We start from the raw sequence: 25,297 nt of genomic DNA, 5'->3' as shown, positions 1-25,297 counted from the left end.
GTTGGTTACCGCACCGCTTTGTTCTTCGGTGCCTGTATGGCCACAGCGCTACTGGCCGGCCAGGCTCACGCTTCCGGTGACGAGTCGGCGCCACCCAAGCCCAACTGCCCCAAAGGCCAGGTCTGGGACACCAAGACCGGCAAGTGCGTATTGCAGACGAGCAAGGCCACATCGGACGCCGACCGCACCGATTACGCCTACCGGCTGGCCAAGGATGGGCGCTACGAAGAAGCCCTGTCACTGCTCGATACCCTGCAAGACCCGAACACGGCCAAAGCGCTGAATTACCGCGGCTACGCCACCCGCAAACTCGGCCGCACCGATGAAGGCATCAGCTACTACCTGAAATCCGTGGCACTGGACCCCAACTATGCACAAGTGCGCGAATACCTCGGCGAGGCCTACGTGATCAAGGGCCGTGTGGACCTGGCCCAGGAGCAACTGGTGAAAATCAAAGCCCTGTGCAGCACCACCTGCGAAGAGTATGAAGACCTCGCCGAAGCCATCGCTGCCGCGCCCCAGGCTTGAGCATGTGAGCGAACAGCCGGGAGACCGCCATCACCCAAGACGCTGAGTTGCGCCGTGAGTTGAGCCAGTTGTTGCCGCGTTTATGGCGATACGGCCTGGTGCTGTCGCGACAAAAGCATGTGGCGGATGACCTGGTGCAAGCCACCTGCGTGCGGGCGCTGGAGCGTGCTGGCCAGTTTGTGGCCGGCACGCGGCTGGACCGCTGGTTGCTGACGATCATGCATTCGATCTGGCTTAACGAATTGCGCTCGCAGCGCGTGCGGCAGGGGCAGGGGTTTGTCGATGCGGAGCAGGAACTGTCCTTCGATGGTGAAACCCTGGCTCAGGATCAGGTACTGGCCGCTCAAGTGATCAAACGCGTGAATGCACTGCCCGAAGCCCAGCGAGAGACTGTTTTCCTGGCCTATGTCGAAGGGCTTTCATACAAGGAAATTGCCGAGGTCCTGCATATCCCGGTGGGAACGGTGATGAGCCGGCTAGCCGCTGCGCGCGTGAAGCTGGCCGACACTGCCCACTCAAGCGGCCTGTTGGACAAATCGAGCGGAGAACGACGATGACGCAAAATACCCCACCGTCGGATGAACTGCTGGTGGCTTATCTGGACGGAGAACTGGACCCTGAGCAGCGCCAGCGTATCGATAACCTGCTGGGGATCGATCCCGCCGTGACGGCTCGCGTGGAGCACTTCAAGCGCGGTGACTTGCCGTGCAAGGCGGCGTTCGATTCGGTTCTCGATCAAGCCCCCCTCGAGCGTTTGCAACTGATGCTCGATGCCTTGCCGCCAGCACAAGCCCCGACCTTGAGTCGACGCAGGTTTCTTGCGGTTGCGGCGAGTTTTGCGGTGGCCGGTGTGGTCGCCGACCGCCTGTTCATGATGTGGCCCCGACCTGAACCCGGTTCGGGCTGGCGTGCCTCGGTCGCCGAATACATGGCGTTGTATACGCCCCAGACCTTGGAAAACTTAAGCACCGAGCCTGAGTCGCATACCGCGCAACTGAGTTCGGTAGGGCGCCAACTTGGCCTGTCGTTGAGCCTGGAGGCAATCAGCCTGCCGGGCGCCGAGTTCAGGCGCGCACAAATCCTCGATTACGATGGCGTGCTGATCGGCCAGTTGACCTACCTCGACCCACGCCATGGCCCGTTGGCGCTGTGCATCACGGCGGCGAAAAAAGGTGCCATGGCCATGGCCAACGAACAGCGCCGTGGCCTGAACGTGGTGTATTGGTCCAATCCGTCCCATGCCTTCATGTTGATCGGCACAAACCCGTTCGAGGATTTGCAGATCATGGCGCGCAGTGCCGAGAAAGCGCTGCCCGCATAGTCAGCGAAATGGAATAAACCAAGCCCCTCGACTGTTCACCAATGTACTTGTCCGAATCTGGCGTCATGTTGGTTCGGGTTTATCGATTGGTGAGGGAGAGGCCTATGCTGGTTTACCGAGACACACTCACAGAAGCGCTTCCTCTTCGTGAGCGCCCCGGGGCGATTGGCTTGGTACTGAGCCTGGAAGGCGCGCGGTACTATGTGTTCATCAGCCGACAATCGCGCGAGCAAGTTGCCAACAGCGCGGTGGGCAGTAAGTTGAAACTGCATGCGCAGCTGTTGAAGAGGACGCTGACCGCGGATCAGCACCAGGAAAAGTACCGGTCGATGTTACCGGTCGCGCAGGACCTGGTGGCGCAGCGCCAGGTCGACGTCGAGAGCCGCCACGCAGAAGAGTTATTGATCGAGCACTTTGACGAATGCGTGCAAAACTTCGTCAGCCTGCGCGGTCGACCGCCGGCCAAAGCCGAGGTATTCCTGTCTCACTGTCCCTGCCAGTCGAAGGACCCGGGAGCCAGCCCGGCGCGCATGCTGGCGGGCTCGTTCTACGAGGCTACCTGCAAGGCCAAGCTGATGAAGTTTTGCACCACGGGCACTAGGGCTGCTATCTCGTGGAAGGTCTACTACCAATTTGACATTGGCTCCTCAAAGCTCGATATCAACGAGAACCTCAACAACCTGACGATGTGCAAGCAACCGGCGTTTATTAATACGTAGGGGCTTGTAACGCCCGCCACCGAGCCGGCGTCGTGCCTTCCCAGGAGCGAAACGCCCGGTAAAACGAGTTGGTGTCTTCATAACCGACCAGGCAGGCGATCTCGTCGATTTCAATCGTCGGCTCGGCGAGCAGATGGCGCACCACCTCCTGGCGGGTCTCCAGCATCAGTTGCCGAAAGCTGGTGCCGGCCTCGGTAATGCGCCGCTGCAACGTGCGCTCGCTCATGCCCAACTCGCGCGCAACCTCGGCCATCTCCGGTCGGCCACTGGCCAGAATTCGCTTGAGGGTGATCTTCACCCGATGGCTGATGCTGGCCGGTGCCGATGCCTCGGCAAGCGCCGCCACCAGGCCGGGGTTGAGCATTTCCAGCATTTGCGGGTTGTATCCCGGAAACGGCCGGTCCAGGTCTGCGGCATCCAGCACCAGCGCATTACGCTCGGCACCAAAGCGCACCGGGCAGCCGAAAAACTCGGCCAGTGCACGGCTGCCGTCATCCGGGCGCGCCAGTTCGACCTTCAGGGGTATAACCTGGGCGCGAGAACCCCGCCGTCCCAATTCAACAAACGTGGCAAACGCGGCGTCCACCAACAGCGCGGGTGGCGGCTCAGGCGTGTGCAACCAGTCGATGGTCACCGTGCAGCTGCGGCCTTCTTCGCAAACCAGCAAGCGTTCGGGTGTGCACAGTTGTTTGAAGCGGGCGAGGCGGTGCAGGCCATCGCGATAATCCCGCGCAATAAAGGCGGCAAAGCTCGACGGCGGAAGGGCGGTGCTATCCAGTCGTGTCACCAGCTCGATCCCGACAGCCGGGTCAGGATTAAGCGCCCGCACCGCCTCCCACAAGCGAAAGAACTCGAGGGTCGTCACCTGCCGCCGGTCGCGCCGCTCGCGAATATGCAGGGTCATGGGCAAGCGCGCCTGACGCAACACCAACGGTGGCTCCAGCCCGACGCTCTTCAGCGCGTGCCAGAACACATCCGGTATGTTGAAACGGGCTTGGGTCGCGTCAGGCATGCCGCACCTTTATTGTGAAATTAATCCGAGGCCGACACGCTGAGGTCATGCCACTTTTTATCGGACTCGGCCAGGTCTGCCGCTGCCCGGGCAGCGTATTGCACCGCATCGCTGCCGATCAGCAGGCGTAGCGGGGCGTCTTTGCTCAACGCCAGCTCAAGCACGATCTCGGCAACCCGGTCCGGGCCGGTCGGCAGGATACCGGGTGAGTTGAGCAGTTCAACCAGCGCGCCGACCGTTTGCTGGTAAGGCTCACTGATGGCTGGAATCGTCATGGAACTGCCCGACCAGTCAGTACGCATGCCACCCGGCTCCAGCACCGTCACTTGAATCCCCAAGGGCCGCACTTCCTGCGCGAGCACCGTCGAGAACCCACCGACCGCCCATTTCGCGCTTTGGTACGCGGCTAAACCGGCCATGCCGATGCGACCGCCCAACGACGACACCTGGAAAATATGGCCACTGCCCTGGGCGCGCAACACCGGCACCACCGCCTTGCTGACATGCACCACACCATAGAAGTTGGTGTCGATCTGCGCTGCAAAATCCTCCAGGGTTACATCTTCCACCGAAGCCAGGTCACCGTAGCCGGCGTTATTGACCACCACATCCAGGCGACCAAAATGCTTCACCGCAGCGTCCACCGCTTCCAGCACCAGCGGGTTGTTGGTGACATCCAGCGCGACGGGATAAACTGCATCGCCGTACTCGGCGACAAGGTCATACAACTGCGTGGGGTTGCGCGCGGTGGCGACCACACGATCACCGGCGCGCAGGGCGGCTACGGTAATCGAGCGACCGAGGCCACGGGAACTGCCGGTGATAAACCAGATTTTGGACATTCGAACACCTCTTCGTTTGGGACAGCGGGAGCAACCTGTGAACGAATGATGGTCGACGGGTCCTTTTCATACACTAGCAAGAGGGCGCCAAGTGACTTGCAAATTACGCCATTTCAGTGATGCCCGTAGTCTGATTCTTAAGCTGGCAACGCAGGGTTGCGCTGCCTGAGGTGCGGCGGTAACCTTCGCCCCGTCGCCCTCATGGCGACCGGTTTTGACAGGCCGATTTACAGGTGTACAACCACCATATGCTTACAGGCTGTTCTAGCTGTGACGTCGTTCTATGGCGGCTGTACGTGGGGCATCTTCGGGTGCGCCGGGTCCTGTATACCGGTCTGTCAACCCGCGTACAGCTGCCACCCAATCCTGTTTGACAGCAGGGGAATGGCAGCTCCTATTACATACAGGAGCTACACCATGAAAAAAATCACCCCCAATCCCCCTGATTCCTTCGGCGCTCGCGCGCACAACAAGCTCACTGACGGAAAAATGTCCGACGCGGCGCAAAGAGCGCTCGATTATTACCTGAGTAAACCAGCGCCCGAGTCGGCTGAAACCGACGAGCGCCCACCACGCAAAATCTTCCGCGTGGGTGCGGATGTAGGCACAGAAGAAGCACTGGCCAACGCCACCGAAATCCTGTCGTCAGCGTTGGAAACAGCCTACCGCTGCGCCGATGGTCAAGACAGCATTCACTACCGATTGACCATGGGGCTGGCCCAGTTGATCGAGAATGCTCAGGCGTTGGTAGACTCGGTTCTCGACCGCCAATTTTCAGCTGACCAACCCTGCAACCTGTGATCGCCTGCAAAGCCCGCTGTAGCTAAAAGCCAGCGGGCTTTTTTTTGGAAGATGTATATCTGCCAACTTCACTGGCGCCATGAGCTGGCGCGGTTGGCGATGTCGCTCAATGAGGCGGTGGCGCGGTTTCAGCTGCAACGCGTTTTTCCAGTGCCAGGGATGGCACCAATTCCAGGATACGGTCACGACCCCCTTCGGCCACCAGATATGTTCCCTTCGTCGTACGCACAATCGACTGTGGCGCCTTCAGGAAAGACAGAATCGTCTGCTGGCGCCCCTGCCTGTCGATCAGCAACAAACGTGCACGGTGTGTGGAATCCTCGTTGATCCATAACCCGCGTTCATCGCACATCAGAAAGGTGGGTTTATTCAATTGGCTCAGTACCACTGGATCGCTACCGTCCTCGGTCAATTCGCGGACCACGCCCTTCTTCTTTTCCGTGTAGAGCATGCGCCCATCGGTGCAGCGAACGATCGACTCGCCTTCGCTGAGTTGGTCACGTACTACGCCCAGTGTTTTATCACTCCAGCGATAGCGCAGGATCCGGGCACCGACCTTGCGGTCTTCGATGGCGTAGAGGAACTCGCCGTCGTCCCACAGCCCTTGCACGCTGTCGCCCTTGAACAGCTCGGTAACGACGCCGTCCTTGAGGAAACTGACCGGCGCGCCATCCACTTCCTGGCTGAACACCCAACCGCCCTGAGTGGCGACCATTCCATCCGGCTTGGATAGATTTCCTACAACCAGTTCGCGTTTTCCGTCGGGCAAAATACGCACGATACTGCCAAGCCCGTTGCTCAATTCCTGGCTTACCATCAGCGAACCGTCGAGCATCGGCATCAGTGATGCGGCCTTTTCCACATTGCGGTGGATCACTTGCACACTCCAGTTATTGGCAGCGCTGACCGGATAGAAACTTTGCCAGGCGAAGAAGCCCAGGGTGGCAAGGCAGAGCAACCCCAGTAGCCACAGACCCAGAAGAAGCGCGCGATAGAGAGGCGCTGGGTTGGAAGTCCTTTTTATTGTGTTATCCATTGAGTGCGCTGCCGGTAGGTAGTCGTGAATAGAAAAGATCTGAATATAAATTAATTGTCGTGGTCACCTGCAAGAGGGCTGCATATCGTGCCCACCTGAAACGTCTCTGGGAATCACCTGATCCCTCTGGCAAGCCACTGGCGGTATAGCTTACGGGCGACTTCCATTCGCGCGATAAGGATAACCAGCCAGATCATCCCGCCCATCGAGAGCAAGGCGAACCACAGCAGGAGCCCGCGCTGTTCGCTCAAACCGTCGCGCACGTATTTACTGTAGTTTTTATCGATAAAAAATGAGCAGATGACGTCGAGCTTTTCTTCTGGCAGACCGGGAAGGATGAAGGCTTGCAGAGACCCTGATGACCGACATTGCTCAACAGTGAGCCTTGCGTCGGACCATATCCCGAACTTCACGTTTTCTTCGGAGAGGTAGAATGATGGCGACTCCGGCGAGTTTTTCAGTGACACCATCAAATACCCGGATTCAATCAAAGGTGGAGTGATCGCTACGCCTGCCAGCAGCACGATGGCCAACAAGAAACAGCAATTGGTCCTCCACTGCGCGAACCTTCTGGTGATGAAGCTCAAGGCAGTGAAGTCGCTCCAGTCAATGTAGCGCTTCACTCGACCGAAATCGCGTGGGGTGAATCCATTGTTGTACATCCACTCTTCAGCCGAGTCTGCATCCTGCAAGGTGTTTGCAGGAATGTTGAACTCATAGCGGTAGTACTCCAGCTCACGGAGGTCCTTGCGCATGCGTTCGAAACGTTCGGTTTCGAAGTGCGGCTGCCCACCAAAAAAACGCCAAATCCAGTCGCGCAGAAACAACAGAGAGCCGGAGCGTCGGTAGATGAAACAAAGCAGCCACACAACGGCGAGTAGAGTAACGATGCCGCTGAGTGCAGGGAAATTTTCAACATACCAAGTCAGCGGTGTGCTTTTGGAGATTGGGGCGGTCATGGCTTAATCCTTAGTCATAACGAGTCGAACGCGCGATTCTAGGCAAACTGGGCAGAGGTGTCTTTGCTTCAGGAAAAACAGGAAGAAGCTGACTTGCACGTAGGAAGCCGGACAGCATCAAGAGGTCATTGAACTGAAACGCTTATACGGTGTGCAGATTCACGTAGACCTGCTGATCAAGGGTTTTGACGGTGCCAGCGAGCGTGTGAAGCTTGATGCCAGTTTTGCGACAATTGACGCCCTAATACCCGAGACCTATGATCAAGCCCAGCTCACTGAGCTGTTAGCAGAGGCAGGATTTTTGTATACGGCAGATACCGGAAAAACCCAGCCTGTTGCTGGGTTTTTTGCATCTGAGCGTTTTTCCCCCGCGACTACCCAACGGCCCACTCGATGATCATCAACTTCGATCTCAACGACCTTCAAGCCTTCCGCGCCGTCGTAGACAAGGGCAGTTTCCGTGCGGCGGCCGAAGCCATTCGTATCTCCCAGCCGGCCCTCAGCCGGCGTATCGAAAAGCTCGAATCCGCCCTCGACGTCAAACTCTTCGAGCGCACCACGCGCCGGGTCAGCCTGACCATGGTCGGCCGCGCGTTCCTGCCGCAAGTCGAGCGCATGCTCGATGACCTGGACATCGCCCTGATGGGCATCAGCAATGTGGCCTCCACCCGCATGGGCAACGTCACCATCGCCTGTGTGCCGTCTACGGCGTACTACTTCATGCCTCACGTGATCTCCGAATTCCACAAGCTCTATCCGAAGATTCGTTTGCGGGTGTTGGACGCGAGTGCGGGCGAGGTGTGTGCGGCGGTGGAAAGTGGCGAGGCAGATTTTGGCGTGAGCTTCAGCGGCAGCCTGGCAGACGGCGTGGAGTTCGAGCTGTTGTTGCAAGAGCGTTATGTGCTGGCCTGTCGCCGTGAGCACCCGCTGGCAGACCGGGCCAGTGTGACGTGGGCCGAGGCGTACGAGCACGACTACATCACCGTGGACAAGACCTCGGGCAATCGCTTTTTGCTCGATCAGGCCCTGCGCGGGGTGCGGGTTAAGAAGCAAAGCATCTGTGAAACCCATCACGTGACCACGATGATCGGGCTGGTGGAGGCGGGGCTCGGGGTGGCGATGGTGCCGTCGATTGCGATGCCGGGCGGCAAGCACCCGATTCTGATGAGTGTGCCGTTGGTGGAGCCGGAAGTGGTGCGCAACGTGGGGTTGATCAAGCGCCGCGGGCGTACGTTGACGCCGGCGGCACTGGAGTTGGAGCGGTTGACGCGTGAGATGCCGTTCCGGTCAGTGTGAGACCGAATCCAGGCCGGTGGCTTGCACCGCCGGTTGCGCCTGGGGGGAGGCGAGGAATTGCAGGAGCTTTTTCGCCTGCGCCGGGTGTTCTGCGTTTACCGGAATGCCGGCGGCAAAACGGGTGACGGACTGCACGTCTTCAGGGATCTTTCCGACGTAGTTCACGCCCGGAATCGGCAGCAATTCAGAGACCTGCTGTAAGCCCACTTCGTAGTCACCCTTGGCCACCTGCGAGGCCACCGGGATGCGTTCGATCATGGTGCCCCTGGACGGCATGCCGAGCTTCTTGAACAGTTCCTTTTCGACGTAGACGCCGCTGGCGCTGTCTGAATACGCCACGGATTTGGCCTTGGTCAGTACCGCCTTCAGGTCGGCATCGGTGGCGATAGAAGGTTTGGCCGCGCCTTCCTTGACCACCAGGCCGATGCGCGAGTCCGCCAGTTCAACGCGGGACGCCTTGTCGACCTTGCCTTGTTTGATCAGCTCGTCCAGGGCGTAGCCGACCATGATCACCACGTCGGCGTGTTCGCCACGGGCAAGGCGGTTGGGAATCGCTTCCGGCGCCTTGCCCATGGAGGGGCCGAGGATGGTGTCGAGGGTATCGCCGCTCTGGGCGGCGTATTGCGCACCCAGCACCTTGTAGGCCGCGGTGAAACCGCCGGACGTCATGACCTTGAGCTCTTCAGCGTGGGCGACCATCGCTAGAAAACCCATCGCCATCGCCGCCAGTGTTTTCAACAGTGGGTTCATCAGCGTGACTCCTCAGGCGACTTGCACACGGCCACTGGCGCGGCGATACAACGCAAATGTTGCGCACAGGGCGCACAGCGCGGCAAACATCAGCCAGTAGGCCGGCGAAGCCTTGTCGCCCGTCTCGTGGATAAACCAGGTGGAAATCGCCGGGGTAAAACCACCGAAGATCGCGGTCGCCAGGCTGTAGGCCAGGGAGAAGCCTGCCACGCGTACTTCCACCGGCATGATTTCGGTCAGGGCCGGGATCATGGCGCCGTTGTACATGCCATAGAGGAAGGAGAACCACAGCAGGGTTTCCAGCATGTGCCCGAAGCTTGGTGCATTGACCACGTAGGAAAGCGCCGGGTAGGCGGTGAGCACGGTCAGAACGGTCATGGCGATCAGCACGGGCTTGCGGCCAAAACGGTCACTGAGGGTGCCGCCGATGGGCAGCCAGATGAAGTTCGACACGGCCACCAGCAAGGTCACCAGCAGGGCGTCGGAGGTGGTCAGGTTGAGTACGGTTTTGCCGAAGGTCGGTGCGTACACGGTGATCAGGTAGAACGCGGTGGTGGTCATCGCCACCATCATCATGCCGCCGATGACCACGGTCCAGTTCTTCACCAGGGTGGCCAGCACTTCGCGCATGGTCGGGCGGTGCTTGCGGTTGGCGAACTCTTCGGTTTCCTGCAGGTTACGCCGCAGAATGAAGATGAACGGGATGATTACGCAGCCGATGGCGAACGGAATGCGCCAGCCCCAATCGGCAACCACGGCCGGTTCCATCCACTGGTTCAGGCCATAACCGAGGGCGGCCGCGACCACAATGGAGATCTGCTGGCTGCCCGATTGCCAGCTGGTGTAGAAACCCTTGCGGCCCGGGGTGGCCATTTCGGCCAGGTACACCGACACACCGCCCAGCTCTGCGCCGGCCGAGAAGCCTTGCAACAAACGGCCCATCAGCACCAGCAGCGGTGCCCACAAACCAATGGTGTGATAGCCCGGCACCAGCACGATCAGCAGGGTGCCACTGGCCATGATCGCCAGGGTCACGATCAAGCCTTTGCGACGGCCCACATCATCGATGTACGCGCCGAGGATGATAGCCCCCAGCGGACGCATCAAAAAGCCCGCGCCGAACACGGCGAAGGTCATCATTAATGACGCAAATTCATTGGCAGCAGGGAAGAATGCGGCAGCGATATAGGTGGCATAGAAGCCGAACAGAAAGAAGTCGAACTGTTCGAGAAAGTTGCCGGAGGTGACGCGAAAGACCGCGCCGACTTTGGAGCGGGCAGAGTCAGGCCGTGAAGGGTTTTGCATTTTTTTGTGTCTCCAGCGTTCTTTTTAAAGTGCTTGTTTCGCTTAAGACCGCGGATAGTGGCTGACACATTTAGAAATGATAAGTGAGTTGTTTACATGCATTGATGCGTCTTGATTATCAATTGGCTGATCTGCACAAAACCCCTCCCTCATCTATGCTTCCCCAGTGTGTCCAATTCTTACGGAGGGGAGGTGGGTATGAGCAACGAACACAAGCAACGCGAGGAGTTGGAGCAGGAGCGCGCCAGGAAGCTTCGCGAGGAAGAAAAACCGCAAACCTGGAAGCATCCGGACGATGGCACGGAGCTGTCCGAGCGCGATCAGGAGCGCCCGCTCAGGCCTTGATGCAGGCATTTCATTGTGGCGAGGGAGCTTGCTGTGGCGAGGGAGCTTGCTCCCGCTGGGCTGCGAAGCGGCCCCAAGATTTTTGGGAGCGCTTCGCACTCCAGCGGGAGCAAGCTCCCTCGCCACAGTACGATTCACTGAATCGGCGTACACAACTCCACCAGCGTCCCATCCGGGCACCGCACATACGACACCACCTGCCCCCAAGGCTTGGTGCTCGGCGCAGCAAGTTCTGTCGCACCCTCGGCCAGCGCTCTGGCATGAGCCTTTGACACATCCTCGGTAACAAACCCCAACTCCATCCCCAGCGGTTGCTGTGAAGCATGCGCCTCCACATGCCCGCCCTTGAAGTTCATCTCGCCCAACTCATGCGCTGCAAAAGAGAGGGTGGTATCACCGGTATCCAACTCGCCATAGGTCCCCGATTCATGCAGGAAACGGCGACTGAAGCCGAAGGCTTTTTCGAAGAATTGCAGGGATGCAGCGACGTCCGGGACGTAGACGATGGTGTAGGCAAATTTCATGGTTCAGCGGTCCTTGCTGGAGAAAGGGCTCATTAGAGTCAGCGTCGTGCATACCGTCAACGGGAAACTATTTGACATATTTGATTTGTGATCACATATTGGAGGCATAAGAACGACAACACAGGTTTTGACTCATGACAGATGGCCCGCTTCTCCTTCCCACCTTGCGCCAGGTGTCCCGCGATACCTTGCAAGACCAGGTCTATCGCCAGATCCGCGAAGCCTTGATGAGTGGTCGTTTCCAGCCCGGCCAGAAACTCACCATCCGCGGCCTCGCCGAAGCCCTCGGCTCCAGCCCCATGCCGGTGCGCGAAGCCCTCCAGCGCCTCAGCGCCGAAAACGCCTTTGAAGTCACCGAAACTTCCCGTCTGCGGGTCCGCATGATGACGGTCGAACGCCTGCGCGAGATTCGCGATGCGCGGGTCGCCCTGGAAGGTTTGCTGGCGGAAAAGGCCGTGCTGCTCCTGGAAAAAGCCGACCTCGACGAAATCTCCGACCTCTGCCAACAGATGCAACAGGCCGCCGACGAAGTCGACGTTTCCCGCTACCTGTGGACTAACTTCGCCTTTCACCGACGCATCTATGCCGTCGCCCAGGCCGAATTGACCATGGCTGCCGTGGAAAACTTCTGGCTGCACATGGGCCCGTGTTTTGCCCTGGTCGCTCCCGATAAAGCTCACTTGCAGCGTTCGATGGAGGCGCATACGCGCATCGTCGAAGCCCTGGCCGCCCGCGATGGCGCCGGTGCCCGCGCTGCCGTGACCGATGACATCATGCAGGCCGCCGATTCCCTGGCGCGCCTGCTCGTCAAGAACGACCGTTCGCGGTCGTCTGTTTCAGGAGGTAAACGTGCATGAGTGTCCTACAGCGGCTGCAGCCCTATCCTGGGTTACGTGTGTTGATTTCCGGCGGGGCTGCCGGCATCGGTGAAGTGTTGGCGGCGGCTTATCTTGAGGCGGGCGCCAAGGTGCATGTGTGTGATGTCAGCGAACCGGCCCTGGCGGCGTTTCGCGACAAGTACCCGGGCACGGTCGCTACCCGTGCCGACGTGAGTGATGCCGCGCAGATCGAGGCGGTGTTCCAGGTGCAGCGTGAGCAGTTCGGCGGGCTGGATGTGCTGGTCAACAACGCCGGGATTGCCGGGCCCACGGGCGGCATTGACGCCATCAGCGATGCCGAGTGGCAAGCCACGATCAACATCAACCTGACGGCGCAGTACCGCTTTGCCCACCACGCGGTGCCGATGCTCAAGGAATCGTCCCACGGCCATCTGCTGCATATCGCCTCGGTGGCAGGGCGCCTCGGCTACGCCTGGCGCACGCCGTATGCCGCGACCAAATGGGCGATCGTCGGCTTGATGAAATCCCTGGCCTCGGAGCTGGGCGAAAGCGACATCCGCGTCAACGCCTTGCTGCCCGGCATCGTTGAAGGCCCGCGCATGGACGGGGTGATCCGCGCCCGTGCCGAACAGGTCGGCGTGCCGGAAGCCGAGATGCGCCAGGAATACCTCAACAAGATCTCCCTCAAGCGCATGGTCACCGCCGAAGACGTCGCGGCCATGGCCTTGTTTCTCTGCTCGCCTGCCGCCCGCAATGTCACCGGCCAAGCGATCAGTGTCGACGGTAACGTCGAGTACCTGTAGGCCTCGTTAGCAAGTCGCCAAGGAAGAACACACAAGCCACACCCGGGATTTTTTTCATAAGAATAAAAGTCGGAGAATCGTCATGTCCAAAAATCGTCCTGTCATCATCACCTGCGCCGTCACCGGTGCGATCCATACGCCGTCGATGTCGCCGCATTTGCCGATCACCGCGCAGGAAATTGCCGACGCTGCCATCGGAGCCGCCGAAGCCGGCGCCGCGATTGTCCACCTGCATGCCCGTGATCCGATCGATGGCCGTCCCAGCCAGGACCCTGCGCTGTTTGCCGAATTTTTGCCGCAGATCAAGGCCGCCAGCGACGTGGTGATCAACATCACCACCGGCGGCGCACCGACCATGGGCGTGGAAGAACGCCTGCAACCGGTGATGCAGTTCAAGCCGGAGCTGGCCTCGCTGAACATGGGCTCGATGAACTTCGGCCTGTACGAAATGCTCAACCGCTTCACCGAGTTCAAGCACGACTGGGAGCGTCCATACCTGGAAGAAAGTGACGACCGGATCTTTCGCAACACCTTCCGCGATATTACCCACATCCTCAATTCCTGCGCCGAGAACCGCACACGCTTCGAAATCGAGTGCTACGACATCGGCCACCTGTACACCGCCGCCCACTTCCTGGAACGCGGCCTGCTCAAGCCACCGCTGTTCATCCAGTCGGTATTCGGTTTGCGCGGCGGCATCGGCGGCCACCCGGAAGACCTGGCCCACATGCGCCGCACCGCCGACCGCCTGTTCGGTGACGACTACGTGTGGTCAATCCTCGGCGCCGGCCGTGGGCAGATCCCGCTGGCCACCATGGGCCTGTCCATGGGCAGCAACGCCCGGGTCGGCCTGGAAGATTCGCTGTGGGATGGCCCGGGCAAACTGGCCGCGTCCAACGCCGACCAGGTACGGCGCATTCGCACGGTGATCGAAGCCCTTGGCCACCGGGTCGCCACGCCGGATGAAGCGCGGGAAATCCTCGGGCTCAAGGGCCGCGACCAGGTCAACTTCTAAGTGATAAACCGGCCGCGTCACGGCGCGGCCATGCCCATCCCGCACAACAACAAAAAAGGGGATAACGCCATGCGTATCGAAGTGCTTGTCGACGTAAAGACCACACTGGGTGAAGGCCCGGTGTGGGATGCCCTGCAACAACGGCTGTACTGGATCGACAGCGCCGACGGCCGGATCCTGCGCTGCACCGATGATGGCCGCGAGCTGCGTGCCTGGGACGTGGGGCAGAAAATCGGCTCCATGGCCCTGCGCCATAGTGGCGAGCAAGCCATCGTCGCCCTGCAAAACGGCGTGCATATTCTGGACCTCAACAGCGGCGAACTGGCCCTGGTGATCGACCCGGAACCCGCACTGCCCAACAACCGCCTCAACGACGGCAAGGTCGACCGCCAGGGCCGCTTTGTCTTCGGCTCCATGGACACCCTCGAAGACAGCGCCAGCGCCAAACTCTACCGCCTGGACGCGGACCTGAGCCTGCACACCCTGGACGAAGGCATCATCGTGTCCAACGGCCCGTGCTGGAGCCCGTCGGGTGACACGTTCTACTTCTGCGACACCTGGTCCGGCGAGATCTGGGCCTATGACTACGACCAGGCCAGCGGTGCGGTGAGCAATCGACGCACCTTCGCCAAGGTCGACACTGGCGGCGGTGGCGCTGCCGACGGCTGCACCGTGGATGCCGAGGGCTGCCTGTGGCAGGCGTTGGTCTACGCCGGGAAACTGGTGCGCTACACCCCCGACGGCCAGGTCGACCGGGTCATCCAGATGCCAGTGAAAAAGGTCACCAGCCTGACCTTCGGCGGGCCGAACCTGGACACCCTGTTCGTCACCTCCATGGCCAAGCCGCCGTTGCCGCGTTTCCCGGCCGACGGTCAGCAGCGCGGGGCGCTTTTTGCGATCACCGGGCTGGGCGTGCAAGGAATAGCCGAGCGACGGTTCGCCAGCTAGCGCGTTTTTTCAACAAGGCCTATTCCTTCCGCAACCTTGTGTCAGTGCGCGCCCTCGCGCGCCTGGAGAAACCCATGGCAACCTTAAAAAAAGCCTCGCTGCGCAGCATTCACCGGCACTCCTGGGTGTCGCTGCTGGTGTGCTGGATGATCTGGATCCTCAACGCCTACGACCGTGAGATCGTGCTGCGCCTGGGGCCGACCATCTCCAAGCATTTTGATTTGTCGGCCGATCAGTGGGGCACCATGGCCACGGTGATCATGCTCGCCCTGGCCCTGCTGGATATTCCCGGATCGATGTGGAGCGACCGCTACGGCGGTGGCTGGAAACGCGCGCGGTTCCAGGTGCCGCTGGTGCTGGGCTACACGGCGATCTCGTTTCTCTCCGGGTTCAAGGCCCTGAGCGGCAACCTCGCAACCTTTATTGCGCTGCGGGTCGGCGTCAACCTCGGCGCAGGCTGGGGCGAGCCGGTGGGCGTGAGCAACACCGCCGAATGGTGGCCGGTGGAACGGCGTGGTTTTGCGCTCGGCGCGCACCACACCGGTTACCCGATTGGCGCCATGCTCAGTGGCATCGTCGCCAGTTTTGTCATCAGCACCTTTGGTGAAGACAACTGGCGCTACGTGTTCTTCTTCGCGTTTGTGGTGGCCTTGCCGTTGATGATTTTCTGGGCGCGTTATTCCACCGCCGAACGCATCACCGCGCTGTACGTCGACATCGCCGCCAAAGGCATGACCCCGCCGGACAACGCCCCCGCCAGCCAAGTGAAGGGCCACGCCTGGCGTACCTTTATCGCCACCTTGCGCAACCGCAATATCGCGCTCACGGCGGGTAACACGATGCTGACCCAAGTCGTGTACATGGGCGTCAACATCGTGCTGCCGGCGTACCTGTACAACATCGCCGGGCTGTCCCTGGCCGAGTCGGCGGGGATGAGCGTGGTGTTCACCCTCACCGGGATTCTCGGGCAACTGGTGTGGCCGTCGCTGTCGGACATCATTGGCCGGCGCGTCACCCTGATCATCTGCGGGGTGTGGATGGCTGCCAGTGTCGGTGCGTTTTACTTCGCCAACACCCTGACCCTGATCATCGTCGTGCAACTGCTGTTCGGCCTGGTGGCCAACGCGGTGTGGCCGATCTACTACGCGGTGGCCTGCGACTCGGCCGAGCCGTCGGCGACCTCCACCGCCAACGGCATCATTACCACCGCGATGTTTATCGGCGGTGGCCTGGCGCCGGTGCTGATGGGCAGCCTGATTGCCATGGGTGGCGGCTGGACCACGTTGCACGGCTACACTGTGTGCTTCTTCGTGATGGCCGGCTGTGCCCTGGGCGGGGCGCTGCTGCAACTGTTTTCCCATCGCCCGCCAGCCCTGGTTGCGCAACTCGAACCCTAGAACAACACCGATGCGCTCCCCAGCCGTGGTGCTGGCGGGGCGCCAAGAGGAATTGCCCGATGAAGACTGCCAACACCGCCCGTGAGCCACGGGAGTTGAACAAACTGATGTTCGTCAAGTTGATGCCCTTGTTGATCATCGCCTACGTGCTGAGTTTCCTGGACCGCACCAACATTGCCCTGGCCAAGCATCATCTGGACGTGGACCTGGGGATTTCAGCCGCGGCCTATGGCTTGGGTGCGGGGTTGTTTTTCCTGACCTATGCGCTGTCGGAAATCCCCAGCAACCTGATCATGCACAAGGTCGGCGCGCGGTTCTGGATTGCGCGGATCATGGTGACCTGGGGCCTGATCTCGGCGGCCATGGCGTTCGTCCAGGGCGAAACCTCGTTCTATGTCCTGCGCCTGCTGTTGGGCATTGCCGAAGCCGGTCTGTTTCCCGGGGTGATGCTGTACCTCACCTACTGGTTCAACCGCGAGCAACGGGCGCGGGCCACCGGGTATTTTCTGCTGGGCGTTTGTTTTGCCAACATCATCGGCGGCCCGGTGGGCGCGGCGTTGATGCGCATGGACGGAATCCTCGGCTGGCACGGCTGGCAGTGGATGTTCCTGCTTGAAGGCCTGCCGGCGGTCGCGTTTGCCTGGGTGGTGTGGCGCAAGTTGCCGGACCGCCCGAGCAAGGCGCCATGGCTCTCGGCCGAGGAAGCGCGGGGGATTGAACAGCGCATCGCGATGGAAACCGAAGAGGGCGCAGGCGAGGGCGGGCATTCCCTGAAAAACTGGCTGACGCCGCAAATCCTGCTGGCGATCTTTGTGTATTTTTGCCATCAGATCACCATTTACACGGTGATCTTTTTCCTGCCGAGCATCATCAGCAAATACGGTGAATTGAGCACCATGAGCGTCGGCTTGCTGACCTCATTACCGTGGATCGCCGCAGCGGCAGGCGCGGTGTTGCTGCCGCGTTTTGCGACCACACCCACCCGTGCCCGGCGCTTGTTGATTACCGGCTTGCTGACCATGGCATTGGGGCTGGGCATTGCCTCGGTGTCCGGGCCGGTGTTCAGCCTGCTGGGCTTTTGTGTGTCGGCGGTGATGTTCTTCGTGGTGCAGTCGATCATCTTTCTCTACCCGGCTTCGCGCCTCAAAGGCGTGGCGCTGGCGGGCGGGCTGGGCTTCGTCAATGCCTGCGGGTTGCTCGGCGGGTTTGTCGGGCCATCGGTGATGGGCGCGATCGAGATGAGCACTGGCAATGCCATGAACGGCTTGAAAGTGATCGCGCTGGTGCTGGTGGTGGCCGCGTTGGCCGCCTTGCGTTTGCGCCAGGGGCAGGAGCCTGATCACACCAGCAATGAGGTGGGAAACCCGGAAGCCAGCACCAGATAAGCCACGACTGCCGCCAGGCATAAGCCGACAAATACCCGCAACAGTGTCCTGGCGGTGGGGTGAGCGATGAATTTGATGGCCCAGAGCAAAATCCCGGCAACCAGGACGCTCAAGGCAGAAATGACCAGCACAATGGTGTTCTCGCAAGCCTTGGAAGCTGCTTTATAGTCCCAAAGGCCCGTGTTGAACAGTGTGCGCATAGACGCAGGCCCCCGGGTGTTTCTAAACTGCGGCTTATCCAGGGCAGTGGGGCGGTCGCCGATGAATCGCAATGAATTACGCAAGGCCGACATCAACCTGATGGTGGTCTTTGAAACCTTGATGCTCGAACGCAATGTGACACGGGTGGCCGAGAAGCTGTTTCTTGGCCAACCCACCATCAGTTCGGCCCTCAACCGCCTGCGCACGCTGTTCAACGACCCGCTGTTCATTCGCGTCGGCCATCGCATGGAACCGACCGCGCGGGCCGAGGAAATCATCAAGCACCTGTCGCCGGCCCTCGACTCATTGTCATCGGCCCTGAGCCTGACCCACGATTTCGACCCATCCATCAGCACCATGACTTTTCGCATCGGCCTGTCCGACGACGTTGAGTTCGGCCTGCTGCCGCCACTGCTGCGCGCGTTGCGCCAGGAAGCGCCGATGGTGGTGTTCGTGGTACAGCATGTGGATTACTGGCGCATCCCGGACCTGCTGGCTTCCGGTGATATCACCGTGGGCATCACCCAGACCCGTGGCCTGCCGGCGAATGCCAAGCGCAAGTTATTGCGGCATATTCGCCCCTGCCTGTTGCGAGCGGATGCGTCGGACAAACCGCTGACCCTCGACGAATATTGCGCACGGCCCCATGTGCTGGTTTCCCACACGGCCAACGTGTCTGGGTTCGCCGACGAATGGCTGGCGGAGATTGGACGCAAGCGCCATGTGGTGCTCTCGGTGCCGCAATACAGCGCGTTGCCGGCATTGCTCGCCGGCACCGACATGATCGCCAGCCTGCCGGACTACACCGCCCACGCCATGGCCGCCGGGGGGAATCTGTTCTGTGAGCCGTTTCCGTTCGAAACCCCGACCCTGGACTTGTCAATGGTTTGGCTCAGTCATGTCGACACCGACCCGGCGGAACGGTGGGTGCGCTCGCGGCTGGAGGCATTCATGAGTGAGCGGGATATGCTGCCAGTCGTCGTAGCAAAATCTTGAGATAACCCCTTCAGGGAAAACCACCCATGGGCCATCCCGTTGCTTGCTGCGTGCTCACTACCGCAGCGCCAGCTCCGCCGACTGACCAAAGTTTCACACTGAAAGCGGTCTGATTACCCCCGGCCACGTGCTATATGTATGACTCTCTTCCTACAACAACTCGGAGCCTGTCATGCCGCACCTGCATCTGGAATACACCGCCAACCTCACTGAGCTGGCCGTTGAGAAAACCTTGTTGCGGCTCAACAACGTGCTGATGGCGTCCGGGCAGTTCGGTTCCGAGTTCGACATCAAAAGCCGCGCGCTGAAGGTGGAGACGTTCCAGGTCGGCACCTCCCTGAGCCCGCGCGCGTTTATCGCCGTGAAGCTGTCGCTGCTCAGCGGGCGCTCACCGCAGGTCAAGAAGCAATTGTCGGAAAGCCTGTTGGCGGCGCTGCAGGACCTGGGCGATTGGCCTGCAGACCTGCAGGTGCAGCTCAGTGTCTTGCTGGTAGACATGGATCGCGATTCCTACAGCAAAGTCACCATCGGCTGATGGGAAGGGGTTACAGCAACCCCTGATCCGCGCATACCTTCATCATCTGTTCCCTGAACCATGTGTTTGCGCTGTCCTGCTCACTGTGTTCATTCCACTGCATGTCCAGGGTAAACCCCGGTAAACCGTTCGGCGCTTCGCAATGGCCGAACACGGTTTTGTCTGCCAGCAGCTTTTGCACCCGCCGAGGCAAGGTCACGATAAAGTCGGTGCCGGTGATCATCTTCAGTGCCGCGCTGTAGCTGTTGGCCCGGGCGATCACCTGGCGCTTGTGGGACTGGCGCGCCAGCCAGCCGTCGATCATGTTGGTGTCGGAACTCCAGGGCGTGGGGAACACGTGGCGCCGGGCGACGAACGATTGCAGGCTGAATGCCGGCTCGCGGGGCGCCGAGTGTTTGTCGAACACACACACCAGGTCGTCCTCCAGGAGCATCTGGTTCTTGATGTCCTTGTGCTCGCGATGAAAGTGCGGGCCGAAGCAAATCACCAGGTCCAGGCGCCCGTCGCGCAAGGCGTCGGCCGGGATCTCGGTTTCCAGCTTCTGCACGTTGACGATCACCGGCAGGTCGGCGTGGTCGAAGTTTTTCAGCAGGCGCGGCAGGATCAACTGTTCGAAGTATTCGGGGGCGCAGACGTTGAAGGTCACGGCCTTATGGGTGGGGTCGAAGGCCTGGCTGCCGGCGTGACACAGGTTGATGCTTTCGAGGATTTTCTGCACATGGCCGTACATGCTGGTGGCTTTGTACGTAGGACGCATGCCCGCCCGGGTATTGATAAACAACTCGTCTTCGAAACTGGTACGCAGCTTCTTCAAGCTGTAGCTCACGGTGGACTGGCTGACGAATAGAGTTTCGGAGACCTCGGTGACGCTGCTTTGATCGTAAACAGCGATAAACACCATCAGGTCCTGCATATCGAGCTTTCTAAGCAAGTTGCTGTTTAGCATCCGTTCCGTCCGCAAGCGCTTTGTACCGAACTCGGTACAAGACAATACAAAATGTTAACGGAACGCTCGTGCCAATAGAAAGCTCTGTCGGACCTTTCTCTGTTTGAGGTGGGACAAATAATGTTTACAACACGACCTCAGCGAATATGCCGCGCGTAATGCCGGGGATCGAAGCGCAACACGATCAGCAGCATCAACACCACGACCGCCGTCAGTGACCACCAGGCCCATTCAAAGCTGCCCAGTTGGTCGCGGATCATCCCGGCGATCAGCGGCGACAAACCGGCGATCAAGTAGCCAATGCCCTGCACAAAGGCAGTGAGGCCACCGGCCCGGCGTGGGTTGTCCAGATGGTCGAGGGACAGGATCAGGCTCATCGGAAACAACCCGCCAATGCCCAGGCCCAGCAAGCACGGCCACAGCAGGCTGAGGTAGTGCGGGCTGAGAATCAGGCCGCAGAAGCCGGCGATCATCAGCATCAACAACACCGCGACCACGGCGCGCTTGTCTCGGCGGCGGTTGGCAATGGCCGGGGTGAGCAGGCCGGAGACCACTTCCATGGCGGTCAAGAAACCCAGCAACAGGCCGGCGTTCTGTTCGCTCCAGCCCAGCTCCACGTAGTACGGCGCCAGCCAGGCAAGTACGCAGGTATAGGCGGCGGTGCCGAGGCCAAAAAAGATCGCCAGTAGCCAGGCCCGGCGGTTACCAAAGAATGACGCCTGCGAGCCTGCGCCTGCTTGCGGCAGTGGCGGCAGCACCGAGCGCTGCGCGTACCAAAACACCAGCGCCAATACGGCGAGCACCGCCCAGATCGCCAGGCCGATGCGCCAACTGCCGGTTCGCACCTGGATAAATGGCGAGAACGAGGCGGCGATGGCTGCGCCGCCCATGATCGCGGTGACGTACAGGCCCATGAACAGGGAAACGTTGTCGCTGAAGCGCGACTTGATCAAGGCGGGCATCAGCGCCTGGATCATCGCGATCCCTACGCCTGCGGCGATGGCGCTGAAAATCAGCTCAAGCGCCGAATCCAGGAACAACCGCGACACGGTGGCCAGGCCGATCACCAGCAGCGACAGCACAATGCTGCGATGCTCGCCGAACCGCTTGGCCGCGGCCATGCCAAAAAACATCGCCAGGCCCATGGCCATGACCGGCAACATCGTCAGCAAGGACGCGGTGCTGAAACTCAGGGCCACATCAGCGCGAATCGACGATAACAGCGGGCCGACGGCGGCCATCGACGGGCGCAGGTTGAGGGCGACCAGCACCACGCTGATCATCAGCCAAAGGGCGGTAGCGGGTTTTGCGCGGACGTTTTCCATGGGCAGGCCTTGAACTGACAAGGGCGGTATTAGGCCGGGCGCGGGGGAGGGCGGCAAATGAGAAAGTCGTTGGGGCTATTGAAAAAATGCAGGTAGGTTTTTTTGCGGCGAGGGGGCTGTCCTGTGGTTAGGTGGCTTGTCCTGTGGTTAGGTGGCTTTTCCTGTGGTTAGGTGGCTTTTCCTGTGGTGAGGGGGCTGTCCTGTGGTTAGGTGGCTTTTCCTGTGGTGAGGGGGCTTGTCCTGTGGTGAGGGGGCTTGTCCCCCGCTGGAGTGCGAAGCGCTCCCGCTTTTTTTGGGGCCGCTTCGCTGCCCAGCGGGGGACAAGCCCCCTCACTACAAAAGCCCTTACCTCGGGCAGTTTTCAGGTCGCCCGAATCACATGCTTGATCTCCTGGAACGCCTGCAACCCCCACGGCCCCAATTCCCGGCCGATACTGCTCTGCTTGTAACCACCCCACGCCGTTTGCGGAAAGATTACCTGCGGTGCGTTAATCCACACCAGTCCCACCTGCAACGCATTCGCCACCCGTTCAGCCGCTTCCAGGTTGGTGCTCAACACACTGGCCACCAAACCAAACTCACTGTCATTGGCCAGCGCCACCGCCTCGGCCTCATTGGCAAAGCTGCGCACGCACAGCACCGGGCCGAAGATTTCTTCGTTCCACAACGCGCTGTCCAGCGGCACGTCGGTAAACACCGTCGGGCGAATGAAATAACCGTGAGGCAAATCCGCCGGGCGCCCGCCGCCACACAATAACTTCGCACCCGCTTGCACGCCCCGCTCGATATGCCCCAGCACCCGCTGATACTGCGCACGGTTGACCAGCGCGCCCATTTCCACGTCGTCGGAAAACGGGTCGGCGACGCGAATACTCTCGGCCCTGGCCTGCAAGCGAGTCACAAACGCCTCCGCCAATTCATCCGCCACCAATACCCGGCTGGTAGCGGAGCACATCTGCCCGGCGTTGAAGAAACCACCGCCGCAGGCCAGCTCCACCGCCTGGTCGAGGTCGGCGTCCGCCAGCACCAGCAACGACGATTTGCCGCCCAGTTCCAGGCTTACGCCCTTGACCGTTTCAGCGGCGCGCTGCATCACTTGCACACCCACGGCATTGCTGCCGGTGAAGGAGATTTTCGCAACCCGAGGGTCGCCAGCCAGCGGGGCGCCAACCGCCAGGCCAGTGCCGCAGACCACGTTGAACACACCGGCAGGCAACCCCACCGAAGCGATGATCCTGGCCAGTTCCAACTCCGCCAGCGGCGTCACTTCCGAAGGCTTGAGCACCACGCAGCAACCGGCCGCCAGCGCTGGGGCGAGTTTCCAGGCGGTGGTCACCATCGGGAAATTCCACGGCACGATCAGGCCCACCACACCGCAGGGTTCACGGCGTACGCGGGCGCTGAAATCGTCGGTGGGCAGTGCCACCGGACGGTCCTGGGTGGCGTCCATTTCGTCGGCCAAACCGGCGTAATAGGCGAAGGTGGCGATCACGTCGTCCACATCAATGCCCGCTTCAAACAGCGGCTTGCCGTTGTTGCTCGATTGCAGGTGCATCAGGTGTTCACGCTGGGCGCTCACGCCCTCGGCGATCTTGCGCAACAGGGCGGCGCGGTCACGCCCGGTGCTTTTGGACCAGTGCGCAAATGCCGCGCTGGCGGCACTGACGGCCTCAGCCACCGCGCTTGCATCGCCCATGCTCACTTGGGCCAATGCGGCCTCGGTCGCCGGGTTGGTCACGCCCACCACGTCATGGCCCGCACGCCACGCACCATTGATATACAGCCCGTTCACTAGCGTGCTCATACCGCTACCTCCTTCATCCAAAGCCCTTGGTCGATTTCAATCAGCGTTGGCCCCTGGCGATCAGTGGCGGCCCGCAATGCGCTGCGTAATTCCTCAACACCCTGGATGCGCTGGGCCGCCGCGCCGAGGGCCTTGGCCACACCGATAAAGTCGGGGGTGTAGATGTCTACGCCCACCGGCTCGATGGCGCGGTTGACCATGTATTTCTTGATCTCCTCATAGCCCTGGTTATTCCACAGCAGCACGATCACCGGCGTGCGCGCTTCCACGGCGCTGGCCAGTTCCGGCAGGGTGAATTGCAGGCCGCCGTCGCCGATCAGGCACACCACTGGCGCGCCGTTGCCGCGACCCAGCCACGCGCCGATGGCCGCTGGCAAGGCATAGCCGAGGGTGCCGTAGCCGGTGGAGGAGTTGAACCAGCGGCGCGGGTGGTTGAGGTTCAGGGTCAGGTTGCCGGTGTACACCGGTTGGGTGGAGTCGCCCACCAGTACGGCGTCGGGCAGTTCGTCCAGCACGGTATTGAGGAACAGGGTTTGCGCGCGGGTGGCGGCGTCCCAGCTCGGTTCCAGTTCGCTCCACAAACGGGCCACGCGGTGAGCGCCCCAGTCGCTGTCGCGGGCGGCCAGCGGCTTGGTGACCAGTTCGGCGAGCAGCGCCTTCGCGGCGATTTGCGCGTCAGCCACCAGTGCTACGTGTGGTGGGTAATTGCGTACGGTCTGGTCGCAATCGATGTCGATGCGCAGCAGCGCGCCGGGAATTTCGAAGCCGCCGGCGAAGGTCACGTCGTAGTCGGTTTCTGCCAGTTCGGTGCCGATAGCCAGTACCACGTCTGCCTCGGCCACCAGGGCGCGGGTGGCGACCAGGGTTTGGGTCGAGCCGATCAGCAGCGGATGGTTGGAGGCGAGCATGCCCTTGGCATTGATCGTCAGCGCCACCGGCGCGCCGAGGGTTTCGGCCAGTTGCGCCAGCTCGGGTGCTGCGTCGATGGCACCACCACCGGCGAGAATCAGCGGGCGTTTCGCCGCCGCCAGCAACTGGCTCATCTGCTTGACCGCCGACGGTGCAGCGCCGGCGCGAGCAACACTGACCGGCTCACTGCCCAGCAGGGCATCGGCGTTTTCCACCAGCACATCCAGCGGGATTTCGATGTGCACCGGGCGCGGTCGCCCGGCCTGGAACAGCGCAAAGGCCCGGGCCAGCACACCTGGCAGTTCGGCCGCCGACATCAAGGTATGGGAAAACGCCGCCACGCCCGCGATCATCGCGCCCTGGTTCGGCAGTTCGTGCAACTTGCCGCGCCCACCGCCCAGTTGGCTGCGGGACTGCACGCTGGAAATCACCAGCATCGGGATCGAGTCGGCATAGGCCTGGCCCATGGCGGTGGTGATATTGGTCATGCCCGGGCCGGTGATGATAAAGCACACGCCGGGCTTGCCGCTGGTGCGTGCATAGCCGTCTGCCATGAAGCCGGCGCCCTGTTCGTGGCGCGGGGTGACGTGGCGGATGGTTGAGCGCCCCAGGCCGCGGTAGAGTTCCACGGTGTGCACGCCGGGGATGCCGAACACCTGGTCCACGCCGTAGCTTTCCAGCAATTTGACCAATACTTCGCCGCAGGTCGCCATTGTCGTCGCTCTTGTTATTGATAAAGCCGGTATTGGAACGGCT

At 61.0% G+C, this 25,297-nt stretch carries 28 protein-coding genes; 16 read left to right on the top strand and 12 right to left on the bottom strand.

What is annotated here, in order from left to right:
• Positions 1-36: 36 nt before the first annotated feature.
• The 4 genes from ACZRN6_RS02600 to ACZRN6_RS02585 all read left to right on the top strand — a co-directional run bounded on the left by ACZRN6_RS02600 (position 37) and on the right by ACZRN6_RS02585 (position 2,568).
• Positions 37-528: a tetratricopeptide repeat protein gene (locus tag ACZRN6_RS02600; protein WP_416152112.1), complete on the top strand. Its 492-nt coding sequence runs from the start codon at positions 37-39 to the stop codon at positions 526-528.
• A 59-nt stretch (positions 529-587) separates the two neighbouring features.
• Positions 588-1,085 carry an RNA polymerase sigma factor gene (locus ACZRN6_RS02595; protein ID WP_322148634.1) on the top strand — a complete coding sequence of 166 codons (498 nt, stop codon included), beginning with the start codon at positions 588-590 and terminating at the stop codon, positions 1,083-1,085.
• Entirely contained in the window at positions 1,082-1,849 is a 768-nt protein-coding gene (locus ACZRN6_RS02590) for an anti-sigma factor family protein (protein WP_464007133.1), read from the top strand. The genes ACZRN6_RS02595 and ACZRN6_RS02590 overlap by 4 nt, the downstream gene beginning before the upstream one ends.
• A 104-nt stretch (positions 1,850-1,953) precedes the next feature.
• Positions 1,954-2,568: a hypothetical protein gene (locus ACZRN6_RS02585; protein ID WP_464007132.1), complete on the top strand. Its 615-nt coding sequence runs from the start codon at positions 1,954-1,956 to the stop codon at positions 2,566-2,568.
• Here ACZRN6_RS02585 and ACZRN6_RS02580 read toward each other — a convergent pair.
• The gene (locus tag ACZRN6_RS02580) at positions 2,558-3,580 is read right to left on the bottom strand and encodes an AraC family transcriptional regulator (RefSeq protein WP_464007131.1); all 1,023 of its coding nucleotides are present in this window, start codon (positions 3,578-3,580) and stop codon (positions 2,558-2,560) included. The genes ACZRN6_RS02585 and ACZRN6_RS02580 overlap by 11 nt on opposite strands.
• A gap of 20 nt (positions 3,581-3,600) precedes the next feature.
• Positions 3,601-4,422 (bottom strand): SDR family NAD(P)-dependent oxidoreductase, encoded by an 822-nt coding sequence (locus ACZRN6_RS02575; protein ID WP_464007130.1) that lies wholly within the window; start codon positions 4,420-4,422, stop codon positions 3,601-3,603.
• Positions 4,423-4,839: 417 nt separating this feature from the next.
• Here ACZRN6_RS02575 and ACZRN6_RS02570 point away from each other — a divergent pair, with 417 nt between their 5' ends.
• Positions 4,840-5,223 (top strand): DUF6124 family protein, encoded by a 384-nt coding sequence (locus tag ACZRN6_RS02570; protein ID WP_322143771.1) that lies wholly within the window; start codon positions 4,840-4,842, stop codon positions 5,221-5,223.
• 106 nt (positions 5,224-5,329) lie between these two features.
• Here the strand turns inward: ACZRN6_RS02570 and ACZRN6_RS02565 are convergent, their stop codons facing one another.
• Complete coding sequence (locus ACZRN6_RS02565) at positions 5,330-6,181, bottom strand: SMP-30/gluconolactonase/LRE family protein (RefSeq protein ID WP_464007129.1); 852 nt, start codon at positions 6,179-6,181, stop codon at positions 5,330-5,332.
• Positions 6,182-6,372: 191 nt separating this feature from the next.
• Positions 6,373-7,218: a DUF6216 family protein gene (locus ACZRN6_RS02560; protein WP_464007128.1), complete on the bottom strand. Its 846-nt coding sequence runs from the start codon at positions 7,216-7,218 to the stop codon at positions 6,373-6,375.
• A gap of 151 nt (positions 7,219-7,369) precedes the next feature.
• On the opposite strand from ACZRN6_RS02560, the gene ACZRN6_RS02555 reads away from it, so the two are divergent.
• Positions 7,370-7,615, top strand: a complete 246-nt coding sequence (locus tag ACZRN6_RS02555) for a hypothetical protein (protein ID WP_008437880.1) — start codon at positions 7,370-7,372, stop codon at positions 7,613-7,615.
• Complete coding sequence (locus ACZRN6_RS02550; protein ID WP_322143773.1) at positions 7,612-8,514, top strand: LysR family transcriptional regulator; 903 nt, start codon at positions 7,612-7,614, stop codon at positions 8,512-8,514. The genes ACZRN6_RS02555 and ACZRN6_RS02550 overlap by 4 nt, the downstream gene beginning before the upstream one ends.
• Here the strand turns inward: ACZRN6_RS02550 and ACZRN6_RS02545 are convergent.
• Together ACZRN6_RS02545 and tcuC are read right to left on the bottom strand one after the other, a co-directional pair.
• The gene (locus ACZRN6_RS02545; RefSeq protein ID WP_464007127.1) at positions 8,506-9,264 is read right to left on the bottom strand and encodes a substrate-binding domain-containing protein; all 759 of its coding nucleotides are present in this window, start codon (positions 9,262-9,264) and stop codon (positions 8,506-8,508) included. The genes ACZRN6_RS02550 and ACZRN6_RS02545 overlap by 9 nt on opposite strands.
• 12 nt (positions 9,265-9,276) lie before the next feature.
• Positions 9,277-10,569 carry an MFS transporter gene (gene tcuC / locus ACZRN6_RS02540; protein ID WP_322143775.1) on the bottom strand — a complete coding sequence of 431 codons (1,293 nt, stop codon included), beginning with the start codon at positions 10,567-10,569 and terminating at the stop codon, positions 9,277-9,279.
• Between the two features lie 198 nt (positions 10,570-10,767).
• Between tcuC and ACZRN6_RS02535 the strand changes: the two genes are divergently transcribed.
• A complete protein-coding gene (locus tag ACZRN6_RS02535) occupies positions 10,768-10,914 on the top strand; it encodes a hypothetical protein (RefSeq protein ID WP_322143776.1) in 147 nt (48 codons plus the stop codon).
• A gap of 134 nt (positions 10,915-11,048) precedes the next feature.
• Here ACZRN6_RS02535 and ACZRN6_RS02530 read toward each other — a convergent pair whose 3' ends face one another.
• On the bottom strand, positions 11,049-11,438 hold the full coding sequence (locus tag ACZRN6_RS02530) for a VOC family protein (protein ID WP_177066761.1): 390 nt from the start codon (positions 11,436-11,438) through the stop codon (positions 11,049-11,051).
• A 134-nt stretch (positions 11,439-11,572) separates the two neighbouring features.
• Between ACZRN6_RS02530 and ACZRN6_RS02525 the strand changes: the two genes are divergently transcribed.
• From ACZRN6_RS02525 to ACZRN6_RS02500, 6 genes are all read left to right on the top strand, one after another.
• Positions 11,573-12,295, top strand: a complete 723-nt coding sequence (locus tag ACZRN6_RS02525; protein ID WP_003211913.1) for a GntR family transcriptional regulator — start codon at positions 11,573-11,575, stop codon at positions 12,293-12,295.
• Positions 12,292-13,080 carry an SDR family oxidoreductase gene (locus ACZRN6_RS02520; protein ID WP_010176559.1) on the top strand — a complete coding sequence of 263 codons (789 nt, stop codon included), beginning with the start codon at positions 12,292-12,294 and terminating at the stop codon, positions 13,078-13,080. The genes ACZRN6_RS02525 and ACZRN6_RS02520 overlap by 4 nt, the downstream gene beginning before the upstream one ends.
• 82 nt (positions 13,081-13,162) lie before the next feature.
• On the top strand, positions 13,163-14,095 hold the full coding sequence (gene kce / locus ACZRN6_RS02515) for a 3,5-dioxohexanoate:acetyl-CoA acetone transferase (RefSeq protein WP_010176558.1): 933 nt from the start codon (positions 13,163-13,165) through the stop codon (positions 14,093-14,095).
• 69 nt (positions 14,096-14,164) lie between these two features.
• Complete coding sequence (locus ACZRN6_RS02510; protein WP_322148635.1) at positions 14,165-15,043, top strand: SMP-30/gluconolactonase/LRE family protein; 879 nt, start codon at positions 14,165-14,167, stop codon at positions 15,041-15,043.
• A gap of 74 nt (positions 15,044-15,117) precedes the next feature.
• Complete coding sequence (locus ACZRN6_RS02505) at positions 15,118-16,440, top strand: MFS transporter (protein WP_003211904.1); 1,323 nt, start codon at positions 15,118-15,120, stop codon at positions 16,438-16,440.
• Between the two features lie 59 nt (positions 16,441-16,499).
• A complete protein-coding gene (locus ACZRN6_RS02500; RefSeq protein WP_322143777.1) occupies positions 16,500-17,825 on the top strand; it encodes an MFS transporter in 1,326 nt (441 codons plus the stop codon).
• Here ACZRN6_RS02500 and ACZRN6_RS02495 read toward each other — a convergent pair.
• Positions 17,780-18,025 carry a hypothetical protein gene (locus ACZRN6_RS02495; RefSeq protein ID WP_023659101.1) on the bottom strand — a complete coding sequence of 82 codons (246 nt, stop codon included), beginning with the start codon at positions 18,023-18,025 and terminating at the stop codon, positions 17,780-17,782. The genes ACZRN6_RS02500 and ACZRN6_RS02495 overlap by 46 nt on opposite strands.
• A gap of 61 nt (positions 18,026-18,086) precedes the next feature.
• Here ACZRN6_RS02495 and ACZRN6_RS02490 point away from each other — a divergent pair, with 61 nt between their 5' ends.
• Positions 18,087-19,022, top strand: coding sequence for a LysR substrate-binding domain-containing protein (locus ACZRN6_RS02490; protein WP_322143778.1), 936 nt, complete (start codon positions 18,087-18,089; stop codon positions 19,020-19,022).
• Between the two features lie 172 nt (positions 19,023-19,194).
• Complete coding sequence (locus ACZRN6_RS02485) at positions 19,195-19,557, top strand: 5-carboxymethyl-2-hydroxymuconate Delta-isomerase (RefSeq protein WP_322143779.1); 363 nt, start codon at positions 19,195-19,197, stop codon at positions 19,555-19,557.
• A gap of 10 nt (positions 19,558-19,567) precedes the next feature.
• Here ACZRN6_RS02485 and ACZRN6_RS02480 read toward each other — a convergent pair whose 3' ends face one another.
• The 4 genes from ACZRN6_RS02480 to ACZRN6_RS02465 form a co-directional block, all read right to left on the bottom strand.
• Entirely contained in the window at positions 19,568-20,503 is a 936-nt protein-coding gene (locus tag ACZRN6_RS02480; protein ID WP_322143780.1) for a LysR family transcriptional regulator, read from the bottom strand.
• A 137-nt stretch (positions 20,504-20,640) separates the two neighbouring features.
• A complete protein-coding gene (locus ACZRN6_RS02475; protein WP_464007126.1) occupies positions 20,641-21,828 on the bottom strand; it encodes a cyanate transporter in 1,188 nt (395 codons plus the stop codon).
• Between the two features lie 361 nt (positions 21,829-22,189).
• Positions 22,190-23,632 (bottom strand): aldehyde dehydrogenase family protein, encoded by a 1,443-nt coding sequence (locus ACZRN6_RS02470; RefSeq protein ID WP_464007125.1) that lies wholly within the window; start codon positions 23,630-23,632, stop codon positions 22,190-22,192.
• Positions 23,629-25,254 carry a 5-guanidino-2-oxopentanoate decarboxylase gene (locus ACZRN6_RS02465; RefSeq protein WP_464007124.1) on the bottom strand — a complete coding sequence of 542 codons (1,626 nt, stop codon included), beginning with the start codon at positions 25,252-25,254 and terminating at the stop codon, positions 23,629-23,631. Before ACZRN6_RS02465 ends, ACZRN6_RS02470 begins: the two co-directional genes overlap by 4 nt.
• Between the last annotated feature and the right edge of the window lie 43 nt (positions 25,255-25,297).

The organism is Pseudomonas sp. A125, from assembly GCF_055409485.1.
Note: the sequence above shows the minus strand (reverse complement) of the source record. Positions and strands in the feature narration are given on the sequence as shown.

Excerpts from the sequence above, each read along its gene's own strand:
- ACZRN6_RS02600 (WP_416152112.1), top strand. The coding sequence starts at position 37 with ATGGCCACAGCGCTACTGGCCGGCCAGGCTCACGCTTCCGGTGACGAG.
- ACZRN6_RS02590 (WP_464007133.1), top strand. The coding sequence starts at position 1,082 with ATGACGCAAAATACCCCACCGTCGGATGAACTGCTGGTGGCTTATCTG.
- ACZRN6_RS02585 (WP_464007132.1), top strand. The coding sequence starts at position 1,954 with ATGCTGGTTTACCGAGACACACTCACAGAAGCGCTTCCTCTTCGTGAG.
- ACZRN6_RS02580 (WP_464007131.1), bottom strand. The coding sequence starts at position 3,580 with ATGCCTGACGCGACCCAAGCCCGTTTCAACATACCGGATGTGTTCTGG.
- ACZRN6_RS02575 (WP_464007130.1), bottom strand. The coding sequence starts at position 4,422 with ATGTCCAAAATCTGGTTTATCACCGGCAGTTCCCGTGGCCTCGGTCGC.
- ACZRN6_RS02570 (WP_322143771.1), top strand. The coding sequence starts at position 4,840 with ATGAAAAAAATCACCCCCAATCCCCCTGATTCCTTCGGCGCTCGCGCG.
- ACZRN6_RS02560 (WP_464007128.1), bottom strand. The coding sequence starts at position 7,218 with ATGACCGCCCCAATCTCCAAAAGCACACCGCTGACTTGGTATGTTGAA.
- ACZRN6_RS02550 (WP_322143773.1), top strand. The coding sequence starts at position 7,612 with ATGATCATCAACTTCGATCTCAACGACCTTCAAGCCTTCCGCGCCGTC.
- ACZRN6_RS02545 (WP_464007127.1), bottom strand. The coding sequence starts at position 9,264 with ATGAACCCACTGTTGAAAACACTGGCGGCGATGGCGATGGGTTTTCTA.
- tcuC (WP_322143775.1), bottom strand. The coding sequence starts at position 10,569 with ATGCAAAACCCTTCACGGCCTGACTCTGCCCGCTCCAAAGTCGGCGCG.
- ACZRN6_RS02535 (WP_322143776.1), top strand. The coding sequence starts at position 10,768 with ATGAGCAACGAACACAAGCAACGCGAGGAGTTGGAGCAGGAGCGCGCC.
- ACZRN6_RS02530 (WP_177066761.1), bottom strand. The coding sequence starts at position 11,438 with ATGAAATTTGCCTACACCATCGTCTACGTCCCGGACGTCGCTGCATCC.
- ACZRN6_RS02525 (WP_003211913.1), top strand. The coding sequence starts at position 11,573 with ATGACAGATGGCCCGCTTCTCCTTCCCACCTTGCGCCAGGTGTCCCGC.
- ACZRN6_RS02520 (WP_010176559.1), top strand. The coding sequence starts at position 12,292 with ATGAGTGTCCTACAGCGGCTGCAGCCCTATCCTGGGTTACGTGTGTTG.
- kce (WP_010176558.1), top strand. The coding sequence starts at position 13,163 with ATGTCCAAAAATCGTCCTGTCATCATCACCTGCGCCGTCACCGGTGCG.
- ACZRN6_RS02510 (WP_322148635.1), top strand. The coding sequence starts at position 14,165 with ATGCGTATCGAAGTGCTTGTCGACGTAAAGACCACACTGGGTGAAGGC.
- ACZRN6_RS02505 (WP_003211904.1), top strand. The coding sequence starts at position 15,118 with ATGGCAACCTTAAAAAAAGCCTCGCTGCGCAGCATTCACCGGCACTCC.
- ACZRN6_RS02500 (WP_322143777.1), top strand. The coding sequence starts at position 16,500 with ATGAAGACTGCCAACACCGCCCGTGAGCCACGGGAGTTGAACAAACTG.
- ACZRN6_RS02495 (WP_023659101.1), bottom strand. The coding sequence starts at position 18,025 with ATGCGCACACTGTTCAACACGGGCCTTTGGGACTATAAAGCAGCTTCC.
- ACZRN6_RS02490 (WP_322143778.1), top strand. The coding sequence starts at position 18,087 with ATGAATCGCAATGAATTACGCAAGGCCGACATCAACCTGATGGTGGTC.
- ACZRN6_RS02485 (WP_322143779.1), top strand. The coding sequence starts at position 19,195 with ATGCCGCACCTGCATCTGGAATACACCGCCAACCTCACTGAGCTGGCC.
- ACZRN6_RS02480 (WP_322143780.1), bottom strand. The coding sequence starts at position 20,503 with ATGCTAAACAGCAACTTGCTTAGAAAGCTCGATATGCAGGACCTGATG.
- ACZRN6_RS02475 (WP_464007126.1), bottom strand. The coding sequence starts at position 21,828 with ATGGAAAACGTCCGCGCAAAACCCGCTACCGCCCTTTGGCTGATGATC.
- ACZRN6_RS02470 (WP_464007125.1), bottom strand. The coding sequence starts at position 23,632 with ATGAGCACGCTAGTGAACGGGCTGTATATCAATGGTGCGTGGCGTGCG.
- ACZRN6_RS02465 (WP_464007124.1), bottom strand. The coding sequence starts at position 25,254 with ATGGCGACCTGCGGCGAAGTATTGGTCAAATTGCTGGAAAGCTACGGC.